Raw genomic sequence first — 24014 nt, forward strand, 5'->3', positions numbered from 1 at the left:
GGCCCGTACCCCCGCCGCCCGCTCCCGTCGCCGAGGCCGCGCCATCGGCCCCCGCCCCCGCCCGGCAGGACGCGCGGGACCTGCTCGCGCGGCTGCGCTGCGAAGACCCGCGGCTGCTGCTGGCCGCCCGCGACGTGGAGCGGCTCGCGCCCGGGGTCTCGCAGTGGCTGGACCGGGGCGCCGAACCCGACGCCGTACGCCGCATCCTGGCGGCCGACCTGCCCGCCGACCTCCGTTACGCCCCGGGGCTGCTCGCCCACCGCCTCGCCGCGCAGCTCCCGCCCCACCTTCCCGCGCCGCCGCCCCCCGAGCGGATCACCCGGCCGGACCCCCTCCAGACCTGCGACGGCTGCGAACGCGCCTTCCGCGCCCCCGCCCCGGGCCGCTGCCGGGACTGTCCGCCCGAACAGGCGGCTGCTGCGTAGGAGTTGCCGCGCGCGTGGCGGTAGCGTCCTACAGTGCACTGCATGCCGGTCGCGCACCCGCGCCGGCGGGCGGACGGCGTGGGGGGCGTGGATGGACGGGACGACGCTGGCAGGCCGCTACCGGCTCGGCGGGCGCATCGGCGCGGGCGGCATGGGCGAGGTCTGGCGCGGCCGCGACCTGGCGCTGGCCAGGGACGTGGCGGTGAAGCTCATCGCGCAGCCCGGGGACGACAAACTCGCCCAGCGGCTGCGCGCCGAGGCCCGGGCGGCCGCGGCGCTGTCGGACCCGCACGTGGTGTCCGTACACGACGTCGGCGAGACCACCATCGACAGCCGGACGGTGGTCTACCTGGTGATGGAACTGGTCGACGGCCGGCCGCTCGCCACGGCGGGCGGCCCGGCCGCCGTCGAGGACGTGGTGCGGTGGGCCGTCCAGATCTGCGAGGGGCTGGCGGCCGCCCATGGCGCGGGCGTCATCCACCGCGACATCAAGCCCGGCAACGTGCTGCTCACCCGGGCGGGCCGCATCAAGATCTGTGACTTCGGGATCGCCCGGCAGAGCGGCTCCCAGGGCCTGACCACGACCGGCTCGGTCACCGGAACGCCCGCGTACATGTCCCCCGAGCAGGCGCGCGGCGAGGAGATCGACGCGCGCAGCGACCTGTACGGGCTGGGCTGCCTGCTCTACGAACTGCTCACCGGAGCGCCGCCGTTCACCGGCACCGGCTGGGAGATCCTCGCCCAGCACGCCAACAAGAACCCGGCGCCCGTGCGGCAGCGCCGGCCCGACGTGCCCGTCGATCTCGACGCGCTGATCGGGCAGTTGCTGAGCAAGGAACCCTCCCGGCGGCCCGTCGGCGCGGCCGAGGTCGCCGACCGCCTCCGCGACATCGAGCGGGTACTGGAAGCGCCGTCGGTCCGGACGGTCCGGACGGTCCGGCCGGTCCGCCCCGTGCCGCCCGCCCGGCCGGTGCCCACGACCTTGACCGCGCCCAGCCCGGAGCCCAGCCCGAAGCCCATCCCGAAGCCCGATCCGGCCCCGGTTGCTCAGCCGCCGGCAAGTGTCCCCGTGGTGGGACGCAGGCCGGCGCGAGGGGCGATCCTGCTCGGTTCCACGGCGATCGGGGTGGTGTTCGCCGGGGAGCTGGCCGGTTTCACCGCCCTGGCCGTCCCCATTCCCGCGCTCGCGGGCGCCGCCGCCGCCGTCCTGTTCTTCGCCTGTGCGGCCGCCGAGGCCAAGAGCTCGCCCAACAAGGAGGCGTTGTCGCAGTTCGCGGTCGGGTTCTCGCTCGCGGCCGGCCTGGCGATGGCGATGGCGATGGTGCTCACCGACGCCCTCCCGTGGTGGGGCGCCGTCCCCATCGGGCTGGTCGCGGTGCCGGTCCTCATGTTGTGCTCCGCCGCGGCCCAGGCGTGGATCGAAGATGTGTCCCGGGCCAAGGAGGCCGCCTTCGTCGCGAGCAACGCGGCGCTGGTCGGCGGGGTGCTCACCGGGTGGCTGCTGCTCGCCGGCACGAGGGCCTCGATCTGGATGGCGGTCGGCTGCGGTTTCCTCGTCTGGCTCCTCGGCGGGATCCTGCTGGGCAAGCTCATGCCCCGCGGCCATCCCGCGGCGCAGGTGGACACGGCCTAAGGCGGCGGCGGGGGCACCGCGGAAGCCGCCCTCTTGGCGGCGGCCGCCACGTGCTTCATGTCGTCGGGGTCGCTGCGCTGCAACGCGAAGATCTTCACCAGGGCGAGCAGGGTCGGCCCGAAGAAGGTGACGGCGAGCACCGGATGGTCGTGCGTGCCGAAGTACAGGGACGCGCCGAGCGTCGCCAGTGCCACCGTCAGTGCGGCGGAAATGCCCAGGACGTGCCTGCGGTGGGCCCGCTGCTGTTCGACGCGCTCGCTCTGGAGGCGCTCCAGCTCGGCCCGCTCGCGGGCGCGCTCGGCCTGCATCCGCAGCTCGTGTTCGCGCGCCAGCTGGGGGTCGAGCGCGGCCAGCGCGACCGCCAGGTGCTCGGCCGGCAACTGCGCCCACTGCGCGGCGATGTCGAGCGCGCTCGGCCGGTGGGCCGGCTCCGTGCCGAGTTCCTCAGCCATCGCTGGTGCCTCCGTCTCCCTGGGGCGTGGGGCCCGCCTCGGCGAGCCGGAGCGACTCGGGCGGCGGCCCGAGTGCGCGGAACAGTGCGTCGAGGCCGGTGGCCATGGCCTGCACGGCGGCGGGGGTGTCCGGGGAGCCGGCTACGGCCAGCAGGTCGGCGGCGGCCGGGGGATCCGGTTCGGCGGCGGCCGGGTTCGGCCCCGAGCCCGCGGCGGATCTGGCCGGGCGCTGCGGCGGTTCGCGCCGGCTGCGCTCGAAGTGGTCCCTCAGCACTTTGGTGTCGCTGCGTAGGTACCGCCACAGGGCCCGCTGGGCGGCGACCTGGCGCATGACGAGGTCCGCCGACCAGCCGGTGATCACCGTGAACCTGAACATGAGGGCCGGCGGGTTCAGCACCTCCGCCAGGGTCAGTAGTCGCGACCGCTTGGCGCGGCTCTGGTTGCGCAGCCAGTCCGCCCCCGCCACGGTCGCCACCACGGACACGTAGAACACCCACAACGGCAGGGCGAACCGGTACACGGACTGGTCCGGCCAGGCGAAGGGGAGCAGGAAGGACACCACGAGCGCGGGGAAGGCGAGCAGGGCCTGGACGATGGGCAGGACCAGGGCGTCGTGTGCGGCCAGCCGCTTGCGGACGGTGGGGAAGCGGCGCCACTCGCGGGTGCGGTGGATCAGGAGGAGGGTCGTGTACCAGCGCACGCGCCGGTCCCGGAGCCTCTTCCAGCCGCGTGCTGACAGCAGACTGGACCGGCTCCACGGCGCGTTGTGGCGGGCCGGCTCCCCGTACAGCATCGCGTCGGAGGCGCCGAAGCTGGACAGTCGCAACAGCAGCTCCAGTTCCTCACTGCGGCTGTCCATGTCCCAGCCGCCCAGCACACGCAGCAGGTCGGTCCGGACGAAGTACGCGGCGCTCGGCGTGAGGTGGAAGCGCTTGGTCACGCGGACCGGTCGGATGCCCCGGACGCACACCATCCCGTGCATCAGCCAGTACAGCTCCGAGGTGGGGGCGCCCTCCGGGAAGTCCAGGGCGACGCGGACGATGTCGACGCCCGATGCCTGGTAGGCCCCGTCGACCCGGTCCAGGAGGCTCGCGCGCACCGGGTCCCCTCCCCCGATGACTCCGATGACGTCGCCATAGCAGTGGGGGATCGCGGCGTTGAGGGCTGCCGCCATGGTCCAGTCCGGGGTGAGCGGGCCGTCCACGACGCGCACCCGGTCGGGGTGCAGCTCGCTCAGGCGTCTACAGGCCGGGCTGCTCTTGCTGTCGTCCGGGCCCACCAGCAGCAGGATCTCGAAGTCCCGCCGGGGGGAGGTGAGCAGTTCGGCGAGCATGTCGTCGACGTCCGGCTCGTACCGCAGGGGCACGAGCAGGGAGAACTTCACCGGGACCGGTCCGACGGGCGGGTCCGGGCTCGGGTCGGGAAGATCGTACTGCTTGTGTGCCTTCACGAACCTCGGGTGCGGCAGCAGGAGTTGGATCAGCAGTGCGGCGGCGACGAGCGTGATCACGACGGAAATGTCCATGCGCCCCCCTCGGGCACCACTATGGCGCAGCCCGTGCCCGGCCCGTGGCGATTCGGTGTGAACGGAGGCCCAAGGGGTGTTCAAGGAGGTTACCCGTGCGTAGATTACCGGCGGTAACACCCCGTTGACCCTGAGGAGCGCACGCCGTGGATGCCGAGCCGAAGCTCGTGGAACCCGTCCGGACCGTGGTCGACGGCGTGGTGCGGGAGGCGGCCGTGCCCGCGCTCGCCGCGCTGCCCGCGAGCGGGTCGCTCGGCGACATCCCCTTCCACAACGCCCGCGAGGCGCCCGGCGAGGCCGTGCTCGCCCGCAAGGAGCGCGACGGGACCTGGCGCGACGTCACCGCCGCCGAGTTCGCGGCCGAGGTGCTCGCCGTCGCCAAGGGGCTGATCGCCGAGGGGCTGCGCGAGGGCGACCGCCTGGCGATCATGGCGCGGACCACCTACGAGTGGACGCTGCTGGACTTCGCCGGATGGGCCGCGGGGCTGGTCACCGTACCGATCTACCCCACCTCCTCCGCGCTCCAGGCGCGCTGGATCATCCACGACTCGGGCGCGGTCGCCTGCGCCGTGGAGGACACCGCCCAGGCCCGGATCATCAGCGCCGAGCGGGCCAACCTGCCCTGGCTGAGCCACCTGTGGGAGTTCGACACCGGCGCCGTGGCCCGGCTGGTCAAGGCCGGGGAGCGCGTGCCCGACGCCGTCGTGCACGCGCGCAGGGCAGCCCGTACGCCGGACTGCGTGGCCACGCTCGTGTACACCTCCGGGACCACCGGGCAGCCCAAGGGGTGCGTGCTGACCCACGCCAACTTCTTCGCCGAGGTGGACAACGCGGTGGAGCTGCTGCACCCCGTCTTCAAGTCGGTGAGCAAGGAACCCGCCTCGACGCTGCTGTTCCTGCCGCTGTCGCACGTGTTCGGGCGGATGGTCGCCGTCGGCTGCCTGCGGGCCCGCGTCAAACTCGGGCACGCGCCGAGCATCAGTACGCAGGACCTGCTCGCGGACCTGGCGGGCTTCCGGCCGACGTTCCTGCTGGCCATCCCGTACGTCATGGAGAAGGTCTACAACACCGCCCGGGCGACGGCCGAGAAGATGGGCCGCGCCTCCTCCTTCGACCGGGCCGCCCGGATCGCGCAGAGCTACGGCGAGGTGGTCGAGGGCAAGCGGCCCGGGCCGGCCCTGCGCGCGGCGCGGGCGCTGTACGACCCGCTCGTCTACCGGCGGATCCGGGCGGCGCTCGGCGGCCGCGTCCGGTACGTCCTGAGCGGCGGATCCCCGCTGGGGCGGCGGCTCGCCGCCTTCTACACGGGCGCCGGCATCGAGATCTTCGAGGGCTACGGGCTCACGGAGACGACCGCGGCATCGACCGTCACCCCGCCGCTGAAACCCCGGCTCGGCACCGTGGGCTGGCCGCTGCCGGGGACCGCCGTACGCATCGCCGACGACGGGGAGGTGCTCCTGCGCGGGGCGCACGTCTTCGCCGGCTACTGGAACAGCCCGGTGCAGAGCGGTGGCGGCGCCGCCGGGGGCTGGCTGGCGACCGGTGACATCGGCGAGCTCGACGCCGACGGCTACCTCACCATCACCGGCCGCAAGAAGGACCTGATCATCACCTCCGGCGGCAAGAACGTCGCCCCCGCCCCGCTGGAGGACTGGCTGCGCGCCCACCCGCTGGTCAGCCAGTGCATGGTGGTCGGCGACAACCGGCCGTACGTCACCGCGCTCCTCACCCTGGAGCCGGAGGGCCTCGCGCACTGGCGCCAGATGCACAAGAAGCAGAGCCTGCCCATGGCCGAACTGGTGCGGGACGAGGAGCTGCGGGCCGACCTCCAGCGGGCGGTGGACGAGGCCAACCGGCTGGTCTCGCGGGCCGAGTCCATCCGCCGCTTCACCGTCCTGCCGGGGGACTTCACGGAGGAACGGGGCCACCTGACCCCGTCCATGAAGCTCAAGCGCGGCGCCATCGCCCGGGACCACGAGCGGGAGATCGAGGAGCTGTACCGCCGGGAGCGATGAGCCGGGCGGTGTCCCGGGCGGTGAGCCCCGCGCGCGCGGGCGGACCGGGGGTCCCGGGCGCCGCCGCGCCCACCCTGCCGGCCTACGGGGCCGCGGGCGCGGGACGGGCCCCCGCACAGGGGGCGGCGGGCTCCGGGACCCCGGCTGGGCGGGCGGGGGCGCGGGAGCCCGCTTATGGTGGGCTGACTGGTCCGGGGGGCCACCCGAGGAGGGTGCAGTGCACCGTTCCCGTACCCGGTCGGCCACCGCCACCGGCGCCGCGGCCTGCGTGCTCGTGGCCGCCGCGCTCGGCGCGACATCGGGCCCGGGGTCGGGCCCGAGTCCGGTGCCGAGTCCGGTGCCGAGCCCGACCCCGCCGCCCGCCGCCGCCGACGGTCAGCGCATCCGCTGGGGCGACTGCGTCGAGCGGCCCGTGCCCGCCGGGATGCGGTGCGGGACCGTCAGCGTGCCGCTCGACCCCGCCGCACCCGCCAAAGGCACCGTCAAGGTGGCCCTCGCCCGGATCCCGGCCACCGGCGGCGGCAAGCGCCTCGGCTCGCTGCTGCTGAACTTCGGCGGGCCGGGCGGCGCCGGCATATCCACCCTCACCGCCGGTCCGGGCCTCTTCGCGGAGCTGAACAAGCGCTACGACCTCGTCGCCTTCGACCCCCGCGGGGTGGGCCTGAGCGAGCCCGTCAGCTGCGGAGGCTCCCAGGAGGTCGACGCGCTGGTCCCCGGCGACGCCGCCTCGCAGCTCGCCGCCCTGCGCGCGGTGGTCAGGCGCTGCGAGCTGGCCTCGGGCCCGGTCCTCCCGTACATAGGCACCGTGAACGTCGCCCGCGACATGGACGTCATCCGCCGGGCCCTCGGCGACAAGAAGCTGAACTACCTCGGCTTCTCCTACGGCACCCGGCTCGGCGCGGTCTACGCGGCGCAGTTCCCGCGCAGCACCGGCCGCATGGTCCTCGACGGCGTAGACACCCTCACCGAACCCCTGGCCGAGCAGGCACTCGTCTCCGCGCGCGGACAGCAGCGGGCGCTGGACAACTTCCTCGCCTGGTGCACCCGCCGCGCGGGCTGCGTCTACGGCACGAACACCCGCAGCGCCAAGGTCAAGGTCAACGCCCTCGTGGAGCGGCTCGACAAGGAGCCGCTGATCGGCCAGGACGGCTCGTACTTCACCGGGCAGGACGCCGCCGGTGCCATCGGCACCGCCCTGTACTCGCAGGGCATGTGGCCCGACCTCGCGGATGCGCTGGCGATGGCCGAGCGCAACGGCGACCCGGTGGGGCTGCTCCAGCTCGGCGGCCCGCACGGCCCGCCGGAGTCGGACGACGACGGGGAGCCGAGCAAGGTGCCCGCGGACAACCCCGAAGCCGCGCTGGTGGCGGTGAACTGCGCCGACGACCCGGACCGGGGCAACGACAAGGCCGCCCCGGCGGCCGTGGAGCGGGAGATCGAGGCGCTGCAGCCGCAGTTCCTGGCGGCGTCCGAGATCTTCGGGCCGCGGCAGCTGGCGACGGTGCTGTCCTGCTACGGGCGCCCCGCCGGCACCGACTTCATCCGCAGGATCGCCCGCCCGGCCGGCGCCCCGCGGATGCTGCTCGTCGGCACCCGCGGGGACCCGGCGACCCCGTACGAGTGGACGGAGGAGACGGCCAAGAGGCTCGGCCCGGCGGTGGTCCTGGACTACAAGGGCGAGGGCCACACCGCATACGCGGCCTCGCCCTGCGTGCGCGCGTACGTCGACCACTTCCTGATCGACGGCCGGCTGCCGGCCGGGACGCGGGCGTGCCCCGCCGGGCAGTGAGCGCGCCGGCGGGGCGGCAACTGTCGTCATGACGGCCAGGGTGAGGAGGAGGAAGTGGTGAAACCGGGGGCATCGGGGTGTTTCGGGCGGGGGGTTGGGGTTCGGGTTCGTTCGGTCTTCAGGGGCGGGTGAAGTCGAGACGAATGGTGTGTCATATCTCCGGGGGGCACGGTGAGTCGCTTGCGAATACCTGATAGACAGGGAATATGAGCGGCCCGACCGACCGGCCGCTCAAGTTTGCGTTTGTACGCATGACGGCAGCCTTGGGGGGATCGCCGCACTGTGAAGCCTCTTCACCGTCACCTCGTCAACACCTCGCGCAAGGTCCTGTGCACAGCCGCGCTCGCGGCCAGCCTGACCACTGCCGCGGTCGTGACCAACACCTCGACCGCCGACGCCGGGGAGGCCGAGCCGACCCCGGACAGCCCGCAGGCCACCGACCGCGGTGACGCCCGGCTGGAACTGCCCGACCTGGTCGCGGACCCGCCGCTGCCGCCCGGTGCCACCACCCCCGAGGGTGCGGCCAGCGGCATCCCGGCGACCGCGCTCGACGCCTACCGCAGAGCCCAGATATCGGTGGCCGCGGCCCTTCCCGGCTGCAAGCTGCCGTGGCAACTGCTCGCGGGCATAGGCAGGGTGGAATCCGTACACGCCTCCGGTTACGGGCTCAAGGCCGACGGGTACACCGAGAAGCCGATCCGCGGGCCGCGCCTGGACGGCAACGGCTTCGCCGAGATCCGGGACACCGACAAGGGCGAGTGGGACGCGGACGCGGTGTACGACCGTGCCGTGGGCCCGCTGCAGTTCATCCCCTCGACATGGGTCACCTGGAAGGCCGACGGCAACGGCGACGGCAAGCGCGACCCGAACAACATCTACGACGCGGCGCTCGGCGCGGGCCTCTACCTCTGCTCGGGCCACCGGGACCTCTCCGACCCGGCGCAGCTCGACAAGGCGGTCCTGAGCTACAACAACTCCCGCGAGTACGTGAACACCGTGCTCGGGTACATGCGCCAGTACCAGGCCGGCGCGGCCCAGGTGCCGAACCCGCCCGCGGGCAACTACCCGACCCCGACGCCGCCGGGCACCCTGCCCACCCCGCAGCCGCCGGCCACCAGGCCTCCGGTCACCCCGCCCGTGACGCCCCCGGTGACGCCTCCCGTGACGCCGCCGAAGGAGCCGGACAAGCCGACGCCGCCGGCCGCGCACCTGGACAAGCTGGAGCTGCCCGGCGGCCCCGAGTTCACGGCCGAGGCCGAGTCCGCCTTCGCGCAGACCCCGAAGGCGAAGGTGCTGCTGAGCGACGGCAAGCCGGCGGTCGGCCAGACCGTCGTGTTCGCCGTCGAGGAGGACACCACCGGCGGCACCGTCTTCACGGCCGACGGCAAGGACTTCGCGGTGGTCGTCACCGACGCCCAGGGCGTCGCGGCGGTCCCCGCGCTGAAGGCGGGCTTCAAGGCGGGCGGCTTCACGCTGCGGGCCACGACGTACGACGCCTCGCGCCGGCTGACCGCGCAGCTCACCGGCGCCGTCACCGCGAAGCCGGTCCCGGCCGCTGACCTGTTGACCCGCACCGACGGCACGAAGCCGCTGGAGGTGGTGGCCGGAACGAGCTTCACGGGGGTGGAGTTCCTGGCCACGGCCAAGGACAAGCCGGTCCCGCTGGCGAAGGCCACCGCCGGACTGGTGCAGAAGAACGCGGCCGGCGAGTGGGTCCCGGTGGACCCGGCGACCGCGAAGGGCCCGTTCTTCAAGGGCGAGGACGGCAAGAAGCTGACCACGCTGGAGCTGCCCGCGACGGGCCCCGACGGCAAGATCGCGCTGCCGGAGCTGTTCACCACGGACGTCGCCCCGGGCACGTACACGCTCCGCGTGAGCATCTCGGACAAGGTCTTCCTGCTGCTTGACCTCAAGGTCACCGCCAAGCTGGACACGACCCCGAAGCCGACCCCGACGCCGAGTGCGAGCGCGACGAAGGCCGCCCTCAAGTAGTCGACGAGGTCAACGGCAGGGGCCCCCGCACCGTCACCACGGTGCGGGGGCCCCTGCCGTTGGGCGGCCCTGCCCTGTCGGCCCCCCAGCCCCGGAGGGCAAAAGGCAGGAGCCCCGTCTCTCCGCTCGCACGGAGGAGACAGGGCTCCTTGGGTACTGCTTATCCAACCGCGATTAGGTTGGCCCAGGCGACTAGGCCGGGGTGACGTTCTCCGCCTGCGGGCCCTTCGGACCCTGCGTGACGTCGAAGTTCACCGTCTGGTTCTCCTCCAGGGAGCGGAAGCCAGCGGCGTTGATCGCGGAGTAGTGGACGAAGACATCCGGGCCGCCGCCGTCCTGGGCGATGAAGCCGAAGCCCTTTTCAGCGTTGAACCACTTCACGGTTCCGGTAGCCATGAGCCCTCCTATGGGCCAAAGGGTCGCCCTGCTCCAGAACCTGCTAAGAAGTCTGAAAACTACAAAAGCCTGCGGGTCACATGCTCCGCAGGCCTCGTACTGCAAGGGAAACCAAACTGCAACTTGCGTCGAGCCTAGCACGCACCCGGCGGGCGAGACCAGAGGGAAAGATCACGTCACTCGGACGTTTGAGACCCGGCAGAGGGCTGACGTGGATCCGGGGGCTAGTCTCGCGATGTGGACGTCTCTCACAGCCGGCCCCGCGTCGGCCACATTCAGTTCCTGAACTGCCTCCCTCTTTACTGGGGGCTGGCCAGAACCGGCACGCTGCTGGACTTGGAGCTGACCAAGGACACCCCCGAGAAGCTCAGCGAGCGGCTGGTCGCGGGGGAGCTCGACATCGCCCCCATCACGCTCGTGGAGTTCCTCCGCAACGCGGGCGATCTCGTCGCCTTCCCCGATCTGGCGGTCGGCTGCGACGGTCCCGTCATGTCGTGCGTGATCGTCTCCCAGGTCCCCCTGGAGCAGCTCGACGGCGCCCGGGTGGCCCTCGGCTCGACCTCCCGCACGTCCGTACGCCTCGCCCAGCTGCTGCTCGCCGAGCGGTACGGGGTCCGGCCCGACTACTACACCTGCCCCCCTGACCTGGGGCTGATGATGCAGGAGGCGGACGCGGCGGTGCTGATCGGCGACGCCGCGCTGCGGGCCTCGCTGCACGACGCGCCCCGGCTCGGGCTCGCCGTGCACGACCTGGGGCTGATGTGGAAGGAGTGGACCGGACTGCCGTTCGTCTTCGCCGTCTGGGCCGCCCGCAAGGACTACCTCGCCCGCGAACCGCAGGTCGTGGAGAAGGTCCACGAGGCCTTCCTCGCCTCCCGTGACGTGTCCCTGGAGGAGGTCACCAAGGTCGCCGAGCAGGCCGCCCGCTGGGAGGCCTTCGACGCCGAACTGCTGGAGCGGTACTTCACCACGCTCGACTTCCGCTTCGGCCCCGATCAGCTGGCCGGCGTGAGGGAATTCGCGCGGCGTACCGGTTCCACGACGGGATACCCGGCGGACGTGTCCGTAGAGCTCCTGAAGGCGCCCCGGTCGAGCCATTGACGCGGCTTATGCCCCGGCACCGCGAGCGCGCCCTCTGATCGATTTCCGCATCCCGGAAATCGGAATGTTCCGTTTCCCGGGAATTCGTTCCCTTTCGTATTCAAGGGCGCCCGCGCGGTGAATAGGGGCATTCCCCGCCGCGGGTGTGCGGGCGTGCGGGCGGGACCCTGCGGGGACACCATGGAGTCGGGGACGGCAGTCCCCGCCGGCCGCGACCGTTCTCATGCCCAGGGGAGCCATGGGAGAACGAGCCATGTCCACTCACAAGGTCGGCAGTGACGTCACCGTCCTCGGAGACGCCCTCGAAGTGCCCGGCATCGGCTTCATCCCGGTGAACGCCTTCGTGCTGCACGCGCGGCAGCCCGTGGTCGTCGACACCGGTCTCGGGCTGCCGGACCGGAACTTCCTGGAGACCCTGGGCTCCGTCATCGACCCCGCCGACGTGCGGTGGATCTGGCTGACGCACCCCGACCGGGACCACACCGGCGGCCTGTTCGCCCTCCTGGAGGCCGCTCCCGAGGCGCGGCTGGTGACCACCTTCATCGCCGCGGGTGAGATGTCCTGCGAGCGCCCGCTGCCGATGGACCGGGTCTTCCTGCTCAACCCCGGACAGTCCCTGGACGTCGGCGACCGTACGCTCGCCGCCTTCCGGCCGCCGCTCTTCGACAACCCCGCGACCGTCGGCTTCTACGACGACCGCTCGCGGGCCTGCTTCAGCTCCGACTGCTTCGGTGGGCCCATGCCCAGCGCGGAGGTCGCCGCCGACGGCGACGCCGCCGCGGTGGACGCCGAGGAACTGCGGGCCGCGCAGCTCCTGTGGGCCGCGGTGGACAGCCCCTGGGTGGCCGTCGCGGACCGCGACAAGTACCTCGCCACGGTCGCGCCGTTGCGGGAGATGGACCCCGAACTCGTCTTCTCCACCCACCTTCCGGCCGCCGCGGGGATCACCGCCCGGCTGATCGACACCGCGTGCCTGGCCCCGGGCCTCAGTCCCTTCGTCGGCCCGGACCAACAGGCGCTGGAGCAGATGCTCGCCGGCTTCGAGCCCGCCGGAGCGGCCCCCGCCGGCCGCTGACCCCGGCCGCTGACCGGCCGTTGACCCGGCCGCTGACCCGCCGTTGACCCGCCCGCTGACCCCGGCAGGGGTCCGGGGCGGCTGTTCTATGGCGCGGACCAGGCACTAGCCTCGGTTGATCAGCGAAGGCCGACTGGGTGGGGGCGGAGTCATGCGAGTCCTGGTGACGGTCGTGCAGGAGGGAACGCTTCCGCAGGACGTCGTGCTCGACGCGGACGAGTCGGCGACGGCCGGCGATGTGGCGCAGGCCCTGGCCTCGGCACTCGGCGGCGCCCGCCCCGGTCCGGCCGCCGGGCGGCGCGAAGTGGTCGTACAGCTCCACGGGGCCCCGCCCCGGGAGGAGTCGGCCGGTACGACCCTGTGGGCCGACGGGCACCGCTGCGCGCCGCGGACCCCGGCCGCCGAGATCCTCCGCGACGGCATGCGGCTGTCCGTGGACGATGCGGTCGGCCCGTTCCTGCGCAGGGGCGAGCCCGCCGGCCAGTACGAACTCCGGGTCGCCGGCGGCCCGTCGGCCGGGCGGGTGGTGCGCCTCGGCGTGGGCGCGGCGACCATCGGCTCCGCCCCCACCTGCACCCTGTCGGTGGCGGACGGCTCGCTGCCGCCGGTGGCCGCGCGCGTGACGATCGACCTCAAGGGGAACGCGACCCTGCAGGCCCAGGAGGGCGCGGGCGTCCTGCTGGACGAGGCGGAGGTCGGGGGGAGCGGGCAGGCCTGGCCGCTCGGGGCCTTCGTACGGGCCGGGGACTGCCTGCTCGTACTGGACCGGGTCGCCCGGCCGGACGCGCACCTGTCCGCGACGGGCGAGGGCGGCCTCGCCTACAACCGCCCGCCCCGGCTGTCGCCGCTGAGGCCACGGCCCCGGCTGGTCGTGCCCGTACTGCCCTCCAAGTCGGAGCGCGCCCGCTTCCAGCTGATCGCGGCCTTCACGCCGATGCTCTTCGGCCTCGTCATGTTCGCGGTCACCCAGCAGATCTACATGCTGCTCTTCTGCGCGATGACTCCGATGATGATGATCGGGCAGTGGATCAGCGACAACCGTGAGGGCAAGAAGAAGAACAAGACGTCGGTCAAGCAGTACAAGAAGGACCTGGCGGCCTACGAGGCCGAGTTGACGCGGCTGGGCCGGCAGGACCAGGCCTTCCGGCGCGCCGACAGCCCCGACCCCGCCGAGGTCCTGCTGTTCGCCACCGGCCCGCGCCGCAGGTTGTGGGAACGCAGGATCACCGACGTGGACGCGCTGCAGCTGCGGATCGGCGTCGGCTCCCTGCCGGCCCGCATCGAGCTGGCCATGGCCCGCGGCGGGTATGCCGAGGACGCGCCCGAAACGCCGCTGGTGGCCGACGTGCCGGTCACCCTGCCCTTTGCCGAACTCGGGGTCGTCGGCGTCGCCGGAGACCGGCCGCGGGCCCTGGCGACGGCTCGCTGGCTGGCCGTTCAGGCGGCCGTGCTGCACAGCCCCCGTGATCTTTCGCTGGTCGTACTGTCCTCCGTGCGCGAGGCGGGCGCCGACTGGGCCTGGGCGCACTGGCTCCCGCACACCTCGCCCCAGCAGGGCCAGGACTGCGTGGCCCTCGTCGGCTCGGACTCCGAGTCGGTGACGCGCCGGGTCAACGAGCTCCTGGGCGAGCTGGCCCGCCGCAAGTCCGCCAGGGAGAACCACAACTCGCTGGCCGGCGGGATGGCCCCGGACCCGTACGTCCTGCTGGTGCTCGACGGGGCGCGGCTGCTGCGCCGGATGCCCGGGGTGCCGCAACTCCTCCAGGAAGGGCCGCAGTACGGGATCTTCGCGCTGTGCGTGGACGAGGACGAGCGCGTCCTCCCCGAGGAGTGCTCCGCGGCGCTGTCCTGGAGCCACGGGTCGGCGACCCGGCTGCGGCTGCACGGCGGCGGCCTGGAGAGCGTCGGCGAGGTGCTCGCCGACCAAGTCGGGCCCGAGTGGTGCGAGCTCCTCGCCCGGTCGCTCGCGCCGGTGCGCGACGTGAGCCGTGACGACGCGGGCAGCGCCCTGCCGACGGCGGCGAGGCTGCTGAACCTGCTCGGCATGCCCGATCCGACGGGCGCCGACATCGAGAAGATCTGGCGGGCCGGCGGTTCCACGACCGCGGCCCCCATCGGTGTCGCGGCTGACGGAACGTTCACTCTGGACATCCGGCGCGACGGCCCGCACGCCCTCGTGGCGGGTACGACGGGCGCGGGCAAGTCCGAGCTCCTGCAGACCATCATCGCCTCGCTGGCCGTCGCCAACCGGCCGGACGCACTCAACTTCGTCCTCATCGACTACAAGGGCGGCAGCGCCTTCATGGACTGCGCCCGGCTGCCGCACACCGTCGGCATGGTCAGCGACCTCGACGCCCACCTGACCGAACGTGCCCTGGCCTCGCTCGCCGCCGAGCTCCACCACCGCGAGACGATCCTGTTCGAGGCGGGCACCAAGGACATCGAGGACTACAACGACACCCGCAGGCTCCGGCCGGAGCTGGAGCCGATGCCCCGGCTCGTGCTGGTCATCGACGAGTTCGCCTCGCTGGTCGCCGAACTCCCCGACTTCATCGCCGGCCTGGTCGACATCGCCCGCCGGGGCCGGTCGCTCGGTGTGCACCTGGTGCTCGCGACGCAGCGTCCGGCCGGTGTGGTGAGCGCGGACATCCGGGCCAACACCAACCTGCGGATCGCGCTGCGGGTGACGGACGGCACCGAGTCCTCGGACGTCATCGACGCCCCGGACGCCGGGGCCATCGCCAAGTCGACGCCGGGCCGGGCCTTCGTCCGCTCCGGCGCCCAGTCCCTCGTGGGCGTACAGTCCGCCCGTATCGGCGGCCGGCGCCCGGCCACCGGGAAGAGCGGCCCGAAGGCGACCTTGGTCCCGCTCACGTGGGCCTCGTACAGCCGGCCGCTGCCCAGGGTCGCCGAGGCGGACGACGACGGGACCATGGTCACCGACCTCGCCGTGCTCGTCGACGCCGTCAGGCAGGGCTCGCAGACGATGGGCTTCCCCGCGCCGCGCAGCCCGTGGCTTCCGCCGCTGCCCGAGCGGGTCACGCTGGCCGATCTGCCCGGGCAGCCGGGCGGGCCGGGGCACGAGGACGTACCGCCGATCGGCTACGCCCTCACCGACCTGCCCGCGCAGCAGAGCCGCAAGGCGTTCGCGCTGGACCTGGTGGGCGCCGAGCACACGATGCTGGCCGGCGGCGCCCGTTCGGGGCGCTCCACGGCCCTGCGTACGCTCGCCGGGGCGCTGGCGCGCGGCAGCGCGCCCGGCGACGTCCACGTGTACGGCATCGACTGCGGGTCGAACGCGCTGCTGCCGCTGGTACGGCTGCCGCACGTCGGCGCGGTGGTCAACCGTGACGAGCCCGACCGGGTGCGGCGGCTCATCGACCGGCTGTTGTCGGAGATCAGCCGCAGGCAGCAGCTGCTGGCCATGGAAGGCGCGTCGAGCGCGGCCGAACAGCGGGCGACGGCCGCCCCTGAGGACCGCCTTCCGTGGATGGTCCTGCTGCTGGACAGCTGGGAGGGCTTCGTCTCGGCGTTCGAGGGCTACAACTACGGCCAGCTGATCGAGATGATCCAGCGGATCTTCCGCGAGGGTTCGGCGGTGGGCCTGAAGGTGGTCATGACGGCCGACCGCAGCGGCCTCAGCGGCATGGTGGCCTCCGCGTTCGCCGACCGGCTGATCCTGCGCTTCGCCGACCCCAACGACTACTCCATGGCCGGCATCCAGCCGCGCGAGGTCCCCAAGAACATGGGCCCCGGGCGCGCGCTGCGCATCACCGACACGGGCATCGACGAGACCCAGATCGCCCTCCTCGACCCCGATCCGGCGGGGCAGGCGCAGGTACGGGTGCTGCGCGAGATCGCGGAGGAGGCGCGGGCCCGGTACGGGCGCGTCCCGGCCGGGCGCCGTCCGATGCGGGTCGACGCGCTGCCGCCGCGCATCACCGCCGCGCAGGCGCTCGCCCTGGACCCGGAGTTCACCGCGCCGTCGTCGCTGTGGGCGCTGCTCGCGGTGGGCGGGGACGAACTGGCTCCGCTCGGCATCGACCTGGAGGAGTCCGGCCCCGGCTTCGTGATCGCCGGTCCGCCGAAGTCCGGCCGCTCCACGGCGCTGGTGTGCGCGGCGGAGTCCCTGCTGGCGGCGGGCACCCCGCTGATCCTGATCACTCCGCGCCGGTCGCCGGTACGGGAGTTGGAGGGGCGCCCGGGCATCCTGGGCGTGCTGAACGCGGAGAGCCGCGAGGACGACCTGGCGGACCTGGTGGAGAAGGCGGAGGGGCGCCCGTACGCGGTGATCGCCGACGATGCCGAACTGCTCTACGACACACGGCTGGACGAGGCGCTGGAGGCGCTTCTGCGCAAGGGCGCGGACGGCGGGATCGGCCTGCTGGCGGGAGGTACGACGGACAGCCTGGGTTCCCAGTACCGGGGCTTCGTCACGGCGGCCCGCAAGTCGCGCAACGGGCTGCTGCTGTCCCCGCAGAGCACGCAGGACGGCGAACTGTTCGGCATCCGGCTCCCGTCGAACACCGGCGGCGGTCCGGCCGGCAGCGGCCTGCTGGTCACGGGTGGCACGTTCAAGCCGGTCCAGGGGGTCATGCGCGGCTGAGCTGAGGGCTGAGGGCTGACGGCTGAGGGCTGACGGCTGAGCGGGGAGGCCGGTGAACGGCGGCGGGGCGCCCACCTCTTCAGGTGGCCGCCCCGCTGTGTCGCCAGTGATCCGGGGTACGGATCAGGTGGCGCGCTCGATGTTGTCGGCGCTGGTGGACGCCGACTTGCTGGCGTCGTTGAGGGTGTCGACCCACTTGGAGAAGGTTCCGCGAGCGGTCTCCCACTCCTGGCGGAACTGGTCCGACTTCGGGCCCTTCCAGTAGCCGGTGCTGCTGGAGGTCGAAGAGTTGAGGTCGCTGATCAGCGTCTGCAGGTCGCCGGCCCGGCGGCTGAACAGCTTCGACAGTTCCCTGAGCTTCTGAATATCTGCGCCACGATCCATGGCGGCCCTCCCCGTACTCACTCTGGTCTCACGGATGATGCGTTTGCAACAGGGACGCTATCGCACCTTCTGCCGCTCCTGAGAGGCCAGTTCGAATCTGAAGGGTGATCGAGTGCTGGATATGCTGACCTGACCGTATGACAGCGGGGGAGGCTGCCGTGGCAAATCCGGACATTCAGGAACTGAACAGCAAGGCCGCGTCGTTGAGGCTGCTGGCGGATCACGTCGAGTCGCTGGTGGACCCGGCGCGTACGCACAGTACGGGCGCCATGAAGACCTGGGCCGGCCCCAACGCCGACGACGTGCGGGGCAAGCTGAACACCTGGCGCACCACGTGCTCCACGGTCGCCCGGTCGCTGCGCGAAGAGGCCCAACAGTGCACCCAGGACGCCAAAGACCTTCAGAACCCGAAGAAGTGAGCCGATAGATGCCCTCGTACGACAGCTCCCGTGCCCGCTTGCGGCTGGCTGACCGTCACATCGCGGTCTTCGCCCACCTGATGGACGGCGAGACCCCGCCCGACGAGCTGTGGGACTCGCTCGTGGAGCTCCAGCGGATCGGCCTCGTCGGGGAGGAGGGCGAGCTCGCCCCGCTCCTGCGGGACCTGCTCGGCACGCTCTCGGCCCCGGCGCTCATGGTCCAGGTCGAAGTCACCGGCGAGCACGGCCCGGTCAACCACGGCATCATCGTGGGCGGCGACGCGGCCATATCCCACGACGGCTGGCCGGGGGAGGAGGAGTCCGAGTACGTCTCCATCGAGCCCACCACGCTGGTGTGGGACCTCGCCCGCAAGATCAACCTGCACCGCGGGGAGCCGGACGAGAAGGCGCCGCAGACCGCCCGGATCGAGACCACGATGGCCACGCTGGACGCGGTGTTCGTGGCGATCGCGGAGGCGGCGGGCGACGAGGCCGCCGCGCGCGAGCTGACCCGCCGGGCGGCGGTGGCCGCGGACCCGGCCCTGACCGGCGAGGCCCTGGACCAGTTCCTGGCCCTGGTCCTCGCGCTGAACGCCACCTGGCGGGTCACGACGGCCTGGGACGGCACGTACGAGGGCGAGCGCACGGCCATGGTCCGCGCCCTGGCCACCTGGGACTGCGGCCCGCTGGGCTACTGGGTCCGGGAGCAGCCCGAGGAGCCGATCATGCCGGGCCAGGTGACGCCGGCGAGTCCGCTGGTGGTGGCCTGGACCACCCCGGGCGACGTCTGGGACAAGCTCACCGACCTGCTGCCGGACCGCGAGGACATGGTCGACGGGGCCGCGGGCATCTGACCGACCGGACGGCGTGCGAGTGGGGGCCGCAGATGAGGAACGCCAACCCGGACCAGCTCGACCAGCTGGCCGACCTGCTGACCGGGCGCGGGGGCGCCGAGCAGAAGATCGACGAGGCCTTCACGCGCGCCTCCGCGCTCGGGGTGAGCAGCAAGCTGGCGGCGCTCCGCCCGATGCGCACCTGGGTGTCCGAAACCGCCCCGGACCTCCGCAAGCGGGCAACCATCGCGCGCCTGGAGGACGGCGACCCGCAGGCCGGCCTGAGGTGGGCGGGCTTCGGCCCGGGCGAGGTGACGGACGCCGTCGCCATGTCCGCCGCCCCCGACCTCCTGGTCCTGGCGGCGGCGATGGGCCTGAGCGACGACCCGGGCATGCAATTCTACCGCCGCCGGTCGAACGAGTCCTGGCACGACTGGGTCGACCGCGTCCGCGCGCACGGGGTCGTGGGGGCACTCCCGGCCCTGGAGCCGTACGAGGAGCAGATCAAGGAGACCTTCGGCCTCGCCGGGGACGTGACGGGGTTCCTGAAGATGGGGGGAAGGGGCGCCCTCCAGGGCAGCGTCCTCACCAAGGTATTGGTCGCGAACTCCGTCAGCAGCGGTGGCTGGGCGAACAGCTTGAAGATGTGGACCGCTGCGCAGATGGGGAGGGCAGGTGCGCAGCCGTGGGCTCCTTCGAAGGTTACCGAATGGGGTGCGGGCCTGCGCAGATGGACACCGACGCCCCAATCCCTCGCCGCGCCGGGCAGCTGGCTCCCCAGCAGGCTCGGTGCGCTGGCCTCGGGGAACGCGACCTACCAAGACATCAGCCGCATCCCGTTCGTGAACCGGCAGATCGGTGTCCGGATCGGGACGGGCGTCGACCACGTGCGTCGCTGGGGGTTCTTGAACCGGCCGATCGCGGGCCAGTTCACGACGAACCAGTTCATCGACGCCGTCCTCGGCTCTGACGCGCTGGCCGCCGAGTACGGGGGGCTCAGCCACTCGGGAGCACCGGTAACCAGGTCCGGCAGCGCCAGCTACTGGAAGGTGGCGCGCAATGCCACCACCAAGTTCCTCGAGGGAGGCGACGGACGCTTCAAGGCCGTCGGCAAGGGCATCGGTACGGCCGGAAAGATGGGTGGTCTCTGGCGCTTCGCCGGTGTCGCGGGAGGCCTCGTGGCGACGGGCTTCAGCGCGGCGAACGTCTGGGCCCAGGGCGACCCGCGGGGGCACTTCGGGAGCCGCGAGCAAGGCGCCAAATACGTCGCCGATGTCGCCGAGCTCGGCTTCAACGCCTCGCTGACAGCGGCGATGATCGCACCGAACCCCTGGACGATCGGTGCGGTCGCCGTCACCGGGCTCATCTACGGTGGGGCGAAGATCGTCGAGCACTGGGACTGGGACGGCATCAAAGCGGGGGCGGGCAAGGCGAAGGACTGGACCCGGGCCACGGCCAAGAGCGTGGCCAGGAAACTCAACCCGTTCCACCGGTGAAGGGCAACACGAGCATGACGGACACAGGCGCGGGCTCTGTCGGAGCAGACGGCTTCGAGTTCGAGTTGGAGCCGCTGGACCCGCGGCAGGCATTCGGGTTCCGGGGTGTTGTGGGGCCGTACGGCAGTGTCGAGGCGTCCACGCCGGCGCCTGGGCGGCGGGAGCGGCCGTCTCAGGAGGTGCACCTGAAGGGCGAGGGGTTTCCGGAGACGGTCTTCAGCGGAGGGGCCCACGACCGGCCCTCGCTCGACGGGGGCCGGCTGAAGGTGGACGGCACCGTCGTCGACCTGGACCTCGTCGTGAAGGGCGTTCGTAAGGGGCGGCGATGGCTTGAGATCGGATTCCGCGATCGCAGCTACAAGTACACGGGGGACCTTGGGAGCGTTGCCCGCCTCACGCGGGAAGGCGCGACCGTCTCCTTCACCCAGGGGCGGTTCGTACGCGGGATCGGGCTGGCCCGGGTCGGAAAGACCGAAGGTGCCGTGGACGCCGTCGATCTGGCGATCGCGATCGTGCTGGAGACCGTCGACCGTTCCTGTATGTCCACGACCGGAGCGCTCTTCGCGATCCCCTTCAACTTCCTCTTCGGCCGATCCGCCAGCGAGGGTACGTTCGAGTAGGCGCAGGGTGCCGAGCCGACGGCCCGGCACCCTCGCGGCTAGCGGTTGACGGCCTGGATCTCCTGCACCGTCACGTCCTGGGTCGTCGAGAACGTGCCGTTGGGGAGGGTGCCGCCCTGGCCGTTGCTGCCGGTCCAGGAGATCTTCCAGGTGATGGTGGCCTTGAGCTTGTGCGGGCCCGTGCCCGTGGTGGCGCGCAGGTACGTCACGCCGCAGGGCGGGGTCTGGTTCGCCTTGTCCGCGCTGAAGGGGGTGCCGATGCGGCCGTCCGCGCCGATCGGGCACTCGCCGCTCGCCGGGTGGAGCTGGGCGTCGGGGGTGCCGGGCACGATGCGCAGTGAGACGGGGGTCGCGGTGGTGGTCGCGGACAGGCCCGAGTTCGGGATGCTGGCGGTCACGGACTTCGGCGAGAACGTCGCCTTGTCGAGCCAGATCCACGACGGCAGGTTCACGGTCGACTTGCCGGCCGGGGCCATGCTGATGTCGGTGTCCGGGATCTTGATCTCGTCGTAGGCGTACTCGGCGAGGACCTTCGGGCTCACGGCCAGCGGCTCGGCGGGCGTCGTGCCGTTGTCGACCCAGAACGGCAGCTTGTCGCACGAGGCCGCGGCCGGGTCGTCCTTGCGCTTCGGGTTGATCACGGACGCCCAGAACATGCCCTTGCCCTGCTTGTCCAGGTTGTAGTCCTTGTAGGGCGTGCCGTCCTTGTAGTAGCTGTTCAGCACGCCTGCGAAGATGTCGCCGACGAAGGGCACGCCGTCGATGGCCTTGACCGTCGACTCGATCTCTTGGGGAGAGAAAGCGGGTTCGTACCAACAGGCCGGGGGATCCCAGTTGGTGTTCTCGGACGTCAGGGTCCCGGTCTTGGTGGAACCCGAGTCGCCCGGCGTGCTGACCTGGATCTTGGTCTGGGCGTGGATGGTCTTGCCGTCGTTGCTGGCGCCGCCGTTCGTGGACCCGTCGTCGATTCCGGCATGGGCGGCTTGAGAGCTCATCACTGTCAGAGCGGTCACGGCGGCGAGGACGGTTGCGGTTCGTGCGTGTATCACCCGTTGCATGATGCGGCTCCGCGCTCGGAGAAACCGCCGGACGTCTGCCAGACGCCGCCGGCGTTCTTGGTCAGTCGGAAGTTGTAGAGGACGTAGTCGGTCTTGGAGGGGGTGGTTTGGGTGATCTTCCCCGTCTTGAGGTCCTTCTTGAACGCCTTGGTCTCGTCGCCGCAGTAGACGACTGACGTGGTGTGGTCGTCCACGAGGCTCACCCGCCACTTGAAGTAGCGGATCGTGCCGGTGTAGCTGCTGCCGCTCTTGGCGAACTTGTCGACGTACTGTGAGGTGCCGACGAGCATCTCGGGCTTGTCGTAGTACGCCAGGGCAGGCGAGTTGGGGGCGCTCTTGAGGATCGCGTCGCTCACCGCGTCGATGCGGCGCTCGGCGTCGGCCACCGCCTCGTCCTTCTTCGGGTCGCCCGTGCGGCTCCCCTCGAAGACGTTCTTCACGTCGTCGGGCAGCGTGATCTTCGGCCGGTCCGTGGGGCCGCCCGCCGTCGAGGGGGTCGGGGAGGCCGGGGCCGAAGCGGAGGTGGAGGTGTCCACGCCGGGGATCGGCTTGTCCGGGGCTGCCTTCTTGTCGTCGCCACCGCAGGCCGTCACCGTCAGGGCGAGCGAGGCCGCGAGGAGGGTGAGGGTGGCCCGGGTTCGCGCGTGCATAGTCAACTTCCGTAACATTCGGTGAAATTCGGTCACGAATCGATCGGATAGCGCCATCGTAGTCACCTCCGGCACGGAGGGTATGGCGTTCGGGTAGGGGCCGGAAGCCCCCACCGCGCTCACCAACTGAACGGGTTGAGTTTCTTCGCCTTGTCCTTGACCCAGTCCTTGGCCTTGCCCGCGCCCTCCTTGATGTCGTCCCAGTGCTCGACGACCTTCGCGCCTCCGTAGATGAGTCCGGTGCCGACGGCCAGTCCGATCGTGATCGGGTTGGGGGCCACCATCGCCGCCGTCAGCGAGGCGTTGAAGCCGACCTCCGCCACGTCCGCGACGTACCCGGCGCCGTTGCGCTTGAAGGCGTCGACCGGGTTGCCCTGGGAAATGACGTTGGCGGCGCTGAGGCCCGTCGCCGCGACGCCGCTGACGACACCGAAGCCCCGTAGGAAGCCACCCGTTTTGGCGGCCGCACCCAGGCCCTTGCTGAAGGCGGAGGCGGTTTCCGCGCCCTCGACGGCGTTCACGCCCTGCTGGAGGCTGTGGGCGTTCTTGAACACCGTCAGCAGGTTCGCCTGGCCCGCCCGCGCCACCGGCGTACCGGCGTGGGTCATGCCGCCGTAGACCTTGGCCATCTCGTCCGAGCCGACGATGAAGTCGATGACCCCGTTCGCCTTGAGGCTCTGCACCACCGGCAGCTTCCGGAAGGCGTCCCAGGCGTTGCCGAACATGTCACCGCGCACGCCGGCCGTGCCGGGGACCCCGCTGGCCTCCGCGTAGACGGCACTGGAGTTGAAGGCGTTGCCGAGCTGTCCGGGCAGCCAGCTGCCGGGTGCGCTGACCGAGCGGATCTTGGGGGCCCAGTTGATCAGCTTGTTGCCGCCCTTGCGGAGCAGCTCGTTGCCGCTGGCGCGCAGCACCGTACCGACGCGGATCTTCCAGGCGCGGGCGGCGCCCGTCTGGAAGGTGTTGCCGACCATGACCTTCGTCAGCGAGCTGCCGCTGATGGTGACGACGGCGGTGGCGGTGGTGATGGCCGTCCAGTCGCCGAAGATCTTGACGAGGTTGACGAGCGTCTCCTCGTGCTCCTTCAGCCCCGGCAGCTTGGAGAGGGCGTGGCCCTCCAGCCGCGCGATCCAGTCGTTCAGCGATTCGTCGGGCTTGCGCTTGAACTCGTACGCCGCCGGGTCCTCGCTCGCCGCCACCGAATTGGCGAGCAGCAGCATCTCCGGGGTCATCTCTTCGCCCTGGTAGTTCTTCAGCTCCTCCGGGGAGAAGCCGGCCCAGCGCAGCCCCGCCTCCGGGTCGCCGTCCTCCAGCCGGGCGATGGTGGCCCGCTTGCGCAGGTCGGGTGCGGTGTCGTGGACCCACGACCGCAGCGGTCGCAGCGTGCCCAGCTTGCTGCCCACTCCCAGCTGGGACGCCCTCGTGAACGCCTCGTCGACCTTGTCCTGGACCCCGCCGCGACCGTCGAGCAGCTTCGCGAGCTGGTCGAGGTCGTCCGGATTGACCGATCTCATTTCCTGTCTCCCCCTGTTCCGCTGTTCCGCT

General features: G+C 71.9%; 18 protein-coding genes and 1 pseudogene. 12 read left to right on the forward strand and 7 right to left on the reverse strand.

What is annotated here, in order from left to right; genetic code table 11:
• Both ACFWB8_RS19015 and ACFWB8_RS19020 read left to right on the forward strand, forming a co-directional pair.
• Window positions 1-425: pseudogene (locus tag ACFWB8_RS19015) on the forward strand (helix-turn-helix domain-containing protein); the annotation flags it as partial.
• Window positions 426-516: 91 nt separating this feature from the next.
• Window positions 517-2058 (forward strand): protein kinase, encoded by a 1542-nt coding sequence (locus ACFWB8_RS19020; RefSeq protein WP_385227857.1) that lies wholly within the window; start codon window positions 517-519, stop codon window positions 2056-2058.
• Here the strand turns inward: ACFWB8_RS19020 and ACFWB8_RS19025 are convergent.
• Window positions 2055-2510 (reverse strand): hypothetical protein, encoded by a 456-nt coding sequence (locus ACFWB8_RS19025; RefSeq protein ID WP_385227860.1) that lies wholly within the window; start codon window positions 2508-2510, stop codon window positions 2055-2057. The genes ACFWB8_RS19020 and ACFWB8_RS19025 overlap by 4 nt on opposite strands.
• Window positions 2503-4035 (reverse strand): hypothetical protein, encoded by a 1533-nt coding sequence (locus ACFWB8_RS19030; protein ID WP_385227863.1) that lies wholly within the window; start codon window positions 4033-4035, stop codon window positions 2503-2505. The genes ACFWB8_RS19025 and ACFWB8_RS19030 overlap by 8 nt, the downstream gene beginning before the upstream one ends.
• Window positions 4036-4181: 146 nt before the next feature.
• Here ACFWB8_RS19030 and ACFWB8_RS19035 point away from each other — a divergent pair, with 146 nt between their 5' ends.
• The 3 genes from ACFWB8_RS19035 to ACFWB8_RS19045 all read left to right on the forward strand — a co-directional run bounded on the left by ACFWB8_RS19035 (window position 4182) and on the right by ACFWB8_RS19045 (window position 9831).
• Window positions 4182-6050 (forward strand): AMP-dependent synthetase/ligase, encoded by a 1869-nt coding sequence (locus ACFWB8_RS19035; RefSeq protein WP_385227866.1) that lies wholly within the window; start codon window positions 4182-4184, stop codon window positions 6048-6050.
• Between the two features lie 217 nt (window positions 6051-6267).
• Window positions 6268-7839, forward strand: coding sequence for an alpha/beta hydrolase (locus ACFWB8_RS19040; RefSeq protein WP_385227870.1), 1572 nt, complete (start codon window positions 6268-6270; stop codon window positions 7837-7839).
• Window positions 7840-8121: 282 nt separating this feature from the next.
• Window positions 8122-9831 carry a hypothetical protein gene (locus ACFWB8_RS19045; RefSeq protein WP_385227874.1) on the forward strand — a complete coding sequence of 570 codons (1710 nt, stop codon included), beginning with the start codon at window positions 8122-8124 and terminating at the stop codon, window positions 9829-9831.
• Window positions 9832-10023: 192 nt separating this feature from the next.
• Here ACFWB8_RS19045 and ACFWB8_RS19050 read toward each other — a convergent pair whose 3' ends face one another.
• Window positions 10024-10227 carry a cold-shock protein gene (locus ACFWB8_RS19050; RefSeq protein ID WP_351275452.1) on the reverse strand — a complete coding sequence of 68 codons (204 nt, stop codon included), beginning with the start codon at window positions 10225-10227 and terminating at the stop codon, window positions 10024-10026.
• 237 nt (window positions 10228-10464) lie between these two features.
• Between ACFWB8_RS19050 and ACFWB8_RS19055 the strand changes: the two genes are divergently transcribed.
• From ACFWB8_RS19055 to ACFWB8_RS19065, 3 genes are all read left to right on the forward strand, one after another.
• Window positions 10465-11328, forward strand: coding sequence for a menaquinone biosynthetic enzyme MqnA/MqnD family protein (locus ACFWB8_RS19055; RefSeq protein ID WP_385227877.1), 864 nt, complete (start codon window positions 10465-10467; stop codon window positions 11326-11328).
• 253 nt (window positions 11329-11581) lie between these two features.
• On the forward strand, window positions 11582-12403 hold the full coding sequence (locus ACFWB8_RS19060; protein WP_385227880.1) for an MBL fold metallo-hydrolase: 822 nt from the start codon (window positions 11582-11584) through the stop codon (window positions 12401-12403).
• A gap of 151 nt (window positions 12404-12554) precedes the next feature.
• Window positions 12555-17009 (forward strand): FtsK/SpoIIIE domain-containing protein, encoded by a 4455-nt coding sequence (locus tag ACFWB8_RS19065; protein ID WP_385227883.1) that lies wholly within the window; start codon window positions 12555-12557, stop codon window positions 17007-17009.
• 123 nt (window positions 17010-17132) lie between these two features.
• Here ACFWB8_RS19065 and ACFWB8_RS19070 read toward each other — a convergent pair whose 3' ends face one another.
• Window positions 17133-17393, reverse strand: coding sequence for a WXG100 family type VII secretion target (locus ACFWB8_RS19070; RefSeq protein ID WP_385227886.1), 261 nt, complete (start codon window positions 17391-17393; stop codon window positions 17133-17135).
• A 158-nt stretch (window positions 17394-17551) separates the two neighbouring features.
• Here ACFWB8_RS19070 and ACFWB8_RS19075 point away from each other — a divergent pair, with 158 nt between their 5' ends.
• Genes ACFWB8_RS19075 through ACFWB8_RS19090 form a run of 4 tightly spaced genes read left to right on the forward strand, consistent with a single transcriptional unit; the run spans window position 17552 to window position 20761 of the window.
• Window positions 17552-17812 carry a hypothetical protein gene (locus tag ACFWB8_RS19075; protein WP_385227889.1) on the forward strand — a complete coding sequence of 87 codons (261 nt, stop codon included), beginning with the start codon at window positions 17552-17554 and terminating at the stop codon, window positions 17810-17812.
• An 8-nt stretch (window positions 17813-17820) separates the two neighbouring features.
• Entirely contained in the window at window positions 17821-18666 is an 846-nt protein-coding gene (locus ACFWB8_RS19080; protein WP_385227892.1) for a hypothetical protein, read from the forward strand.
• Between the two features lie 32 nt (window positions 18667-18698).
• Window positions 18699-20141: a PE-PGRS family protein gene (locus ACFWB8_RS19085; RefSeq protein ID WP_385227895.1), complete on the forward strand. Its 1443-nt coding sequence runs from the start codon at window positions 18699-18701 to the stop codon at window positions 20139-20141.
• Complete coding sequence (locus ACFWB8_RS19090) at window positions 20138-20761, forward strand: hypothetical protein (RefSeq protein WP_385227898.1); 624 nt, start codon at window positions 20138-20140, stop codon at window positions 20759-20761. The genes ACFWB8_RS19085 and ACFWB8_RS19090 overlap by 4 nt, the downstream gene beginning before the upstream one ends.
• Before the next feature lie 38 nt (window positions 20762-20799).
• On the opposite strand, the gene ACFWB8_RS19095 is transcribed toward ACFWB8_RS19090, so the two are convergent.
• From ACFWB8_RS19095 to ACFWB8_RS19105, 3 genes are all read right to left on the reverse strand, one after another.
• On the reverse strand, window positions 20800-21819 hold the full coding sequence (locus ACFWB8_RS19095) for a hypothetical protein (RefSeq protein WP_385227901.1): 1020 nt from the start codon (window positions 21817-21819) through the stop codon (window positions 20800-20802).
• A complete protein-coding gene (locus tag ACFWB8_RS19100) occupies window positions 21807-22469 on the reverse strand; it encodes a hypothetical protein (RefSeq protein WP_385227904.1) in 663 nt (220 codons plus the stop codon). The genes ACFWB8_RS19095 and ACFWB8_RS19100 overlap by 13 nt, the downstream gene beginning before the upstream one ends.
• Before the next feature lie 119 nt (window positions 22470-22588).
• On the reverse strand, window positions 22589-23983 hold the full coding sequence (locus ACFWB8_RS19105; protein WP_385227907.1) for a PE-PGRS family protein: 1395 nt from the start codon (window positions 23981-23983) through the stop codon (window positions 22589-22591).
• Window positions 23984-24014: the final 31 nt, after the last annotated feature.

The sequence above is a fragment of the Streptomyces sp. NPDC060031 genome, from assembly GCF_042736805.1.
GTDB lineage: Bacteria > Actinomycetota > Actinomycetes > Streptomycetales > Streptomycetaceae > Streptomyces.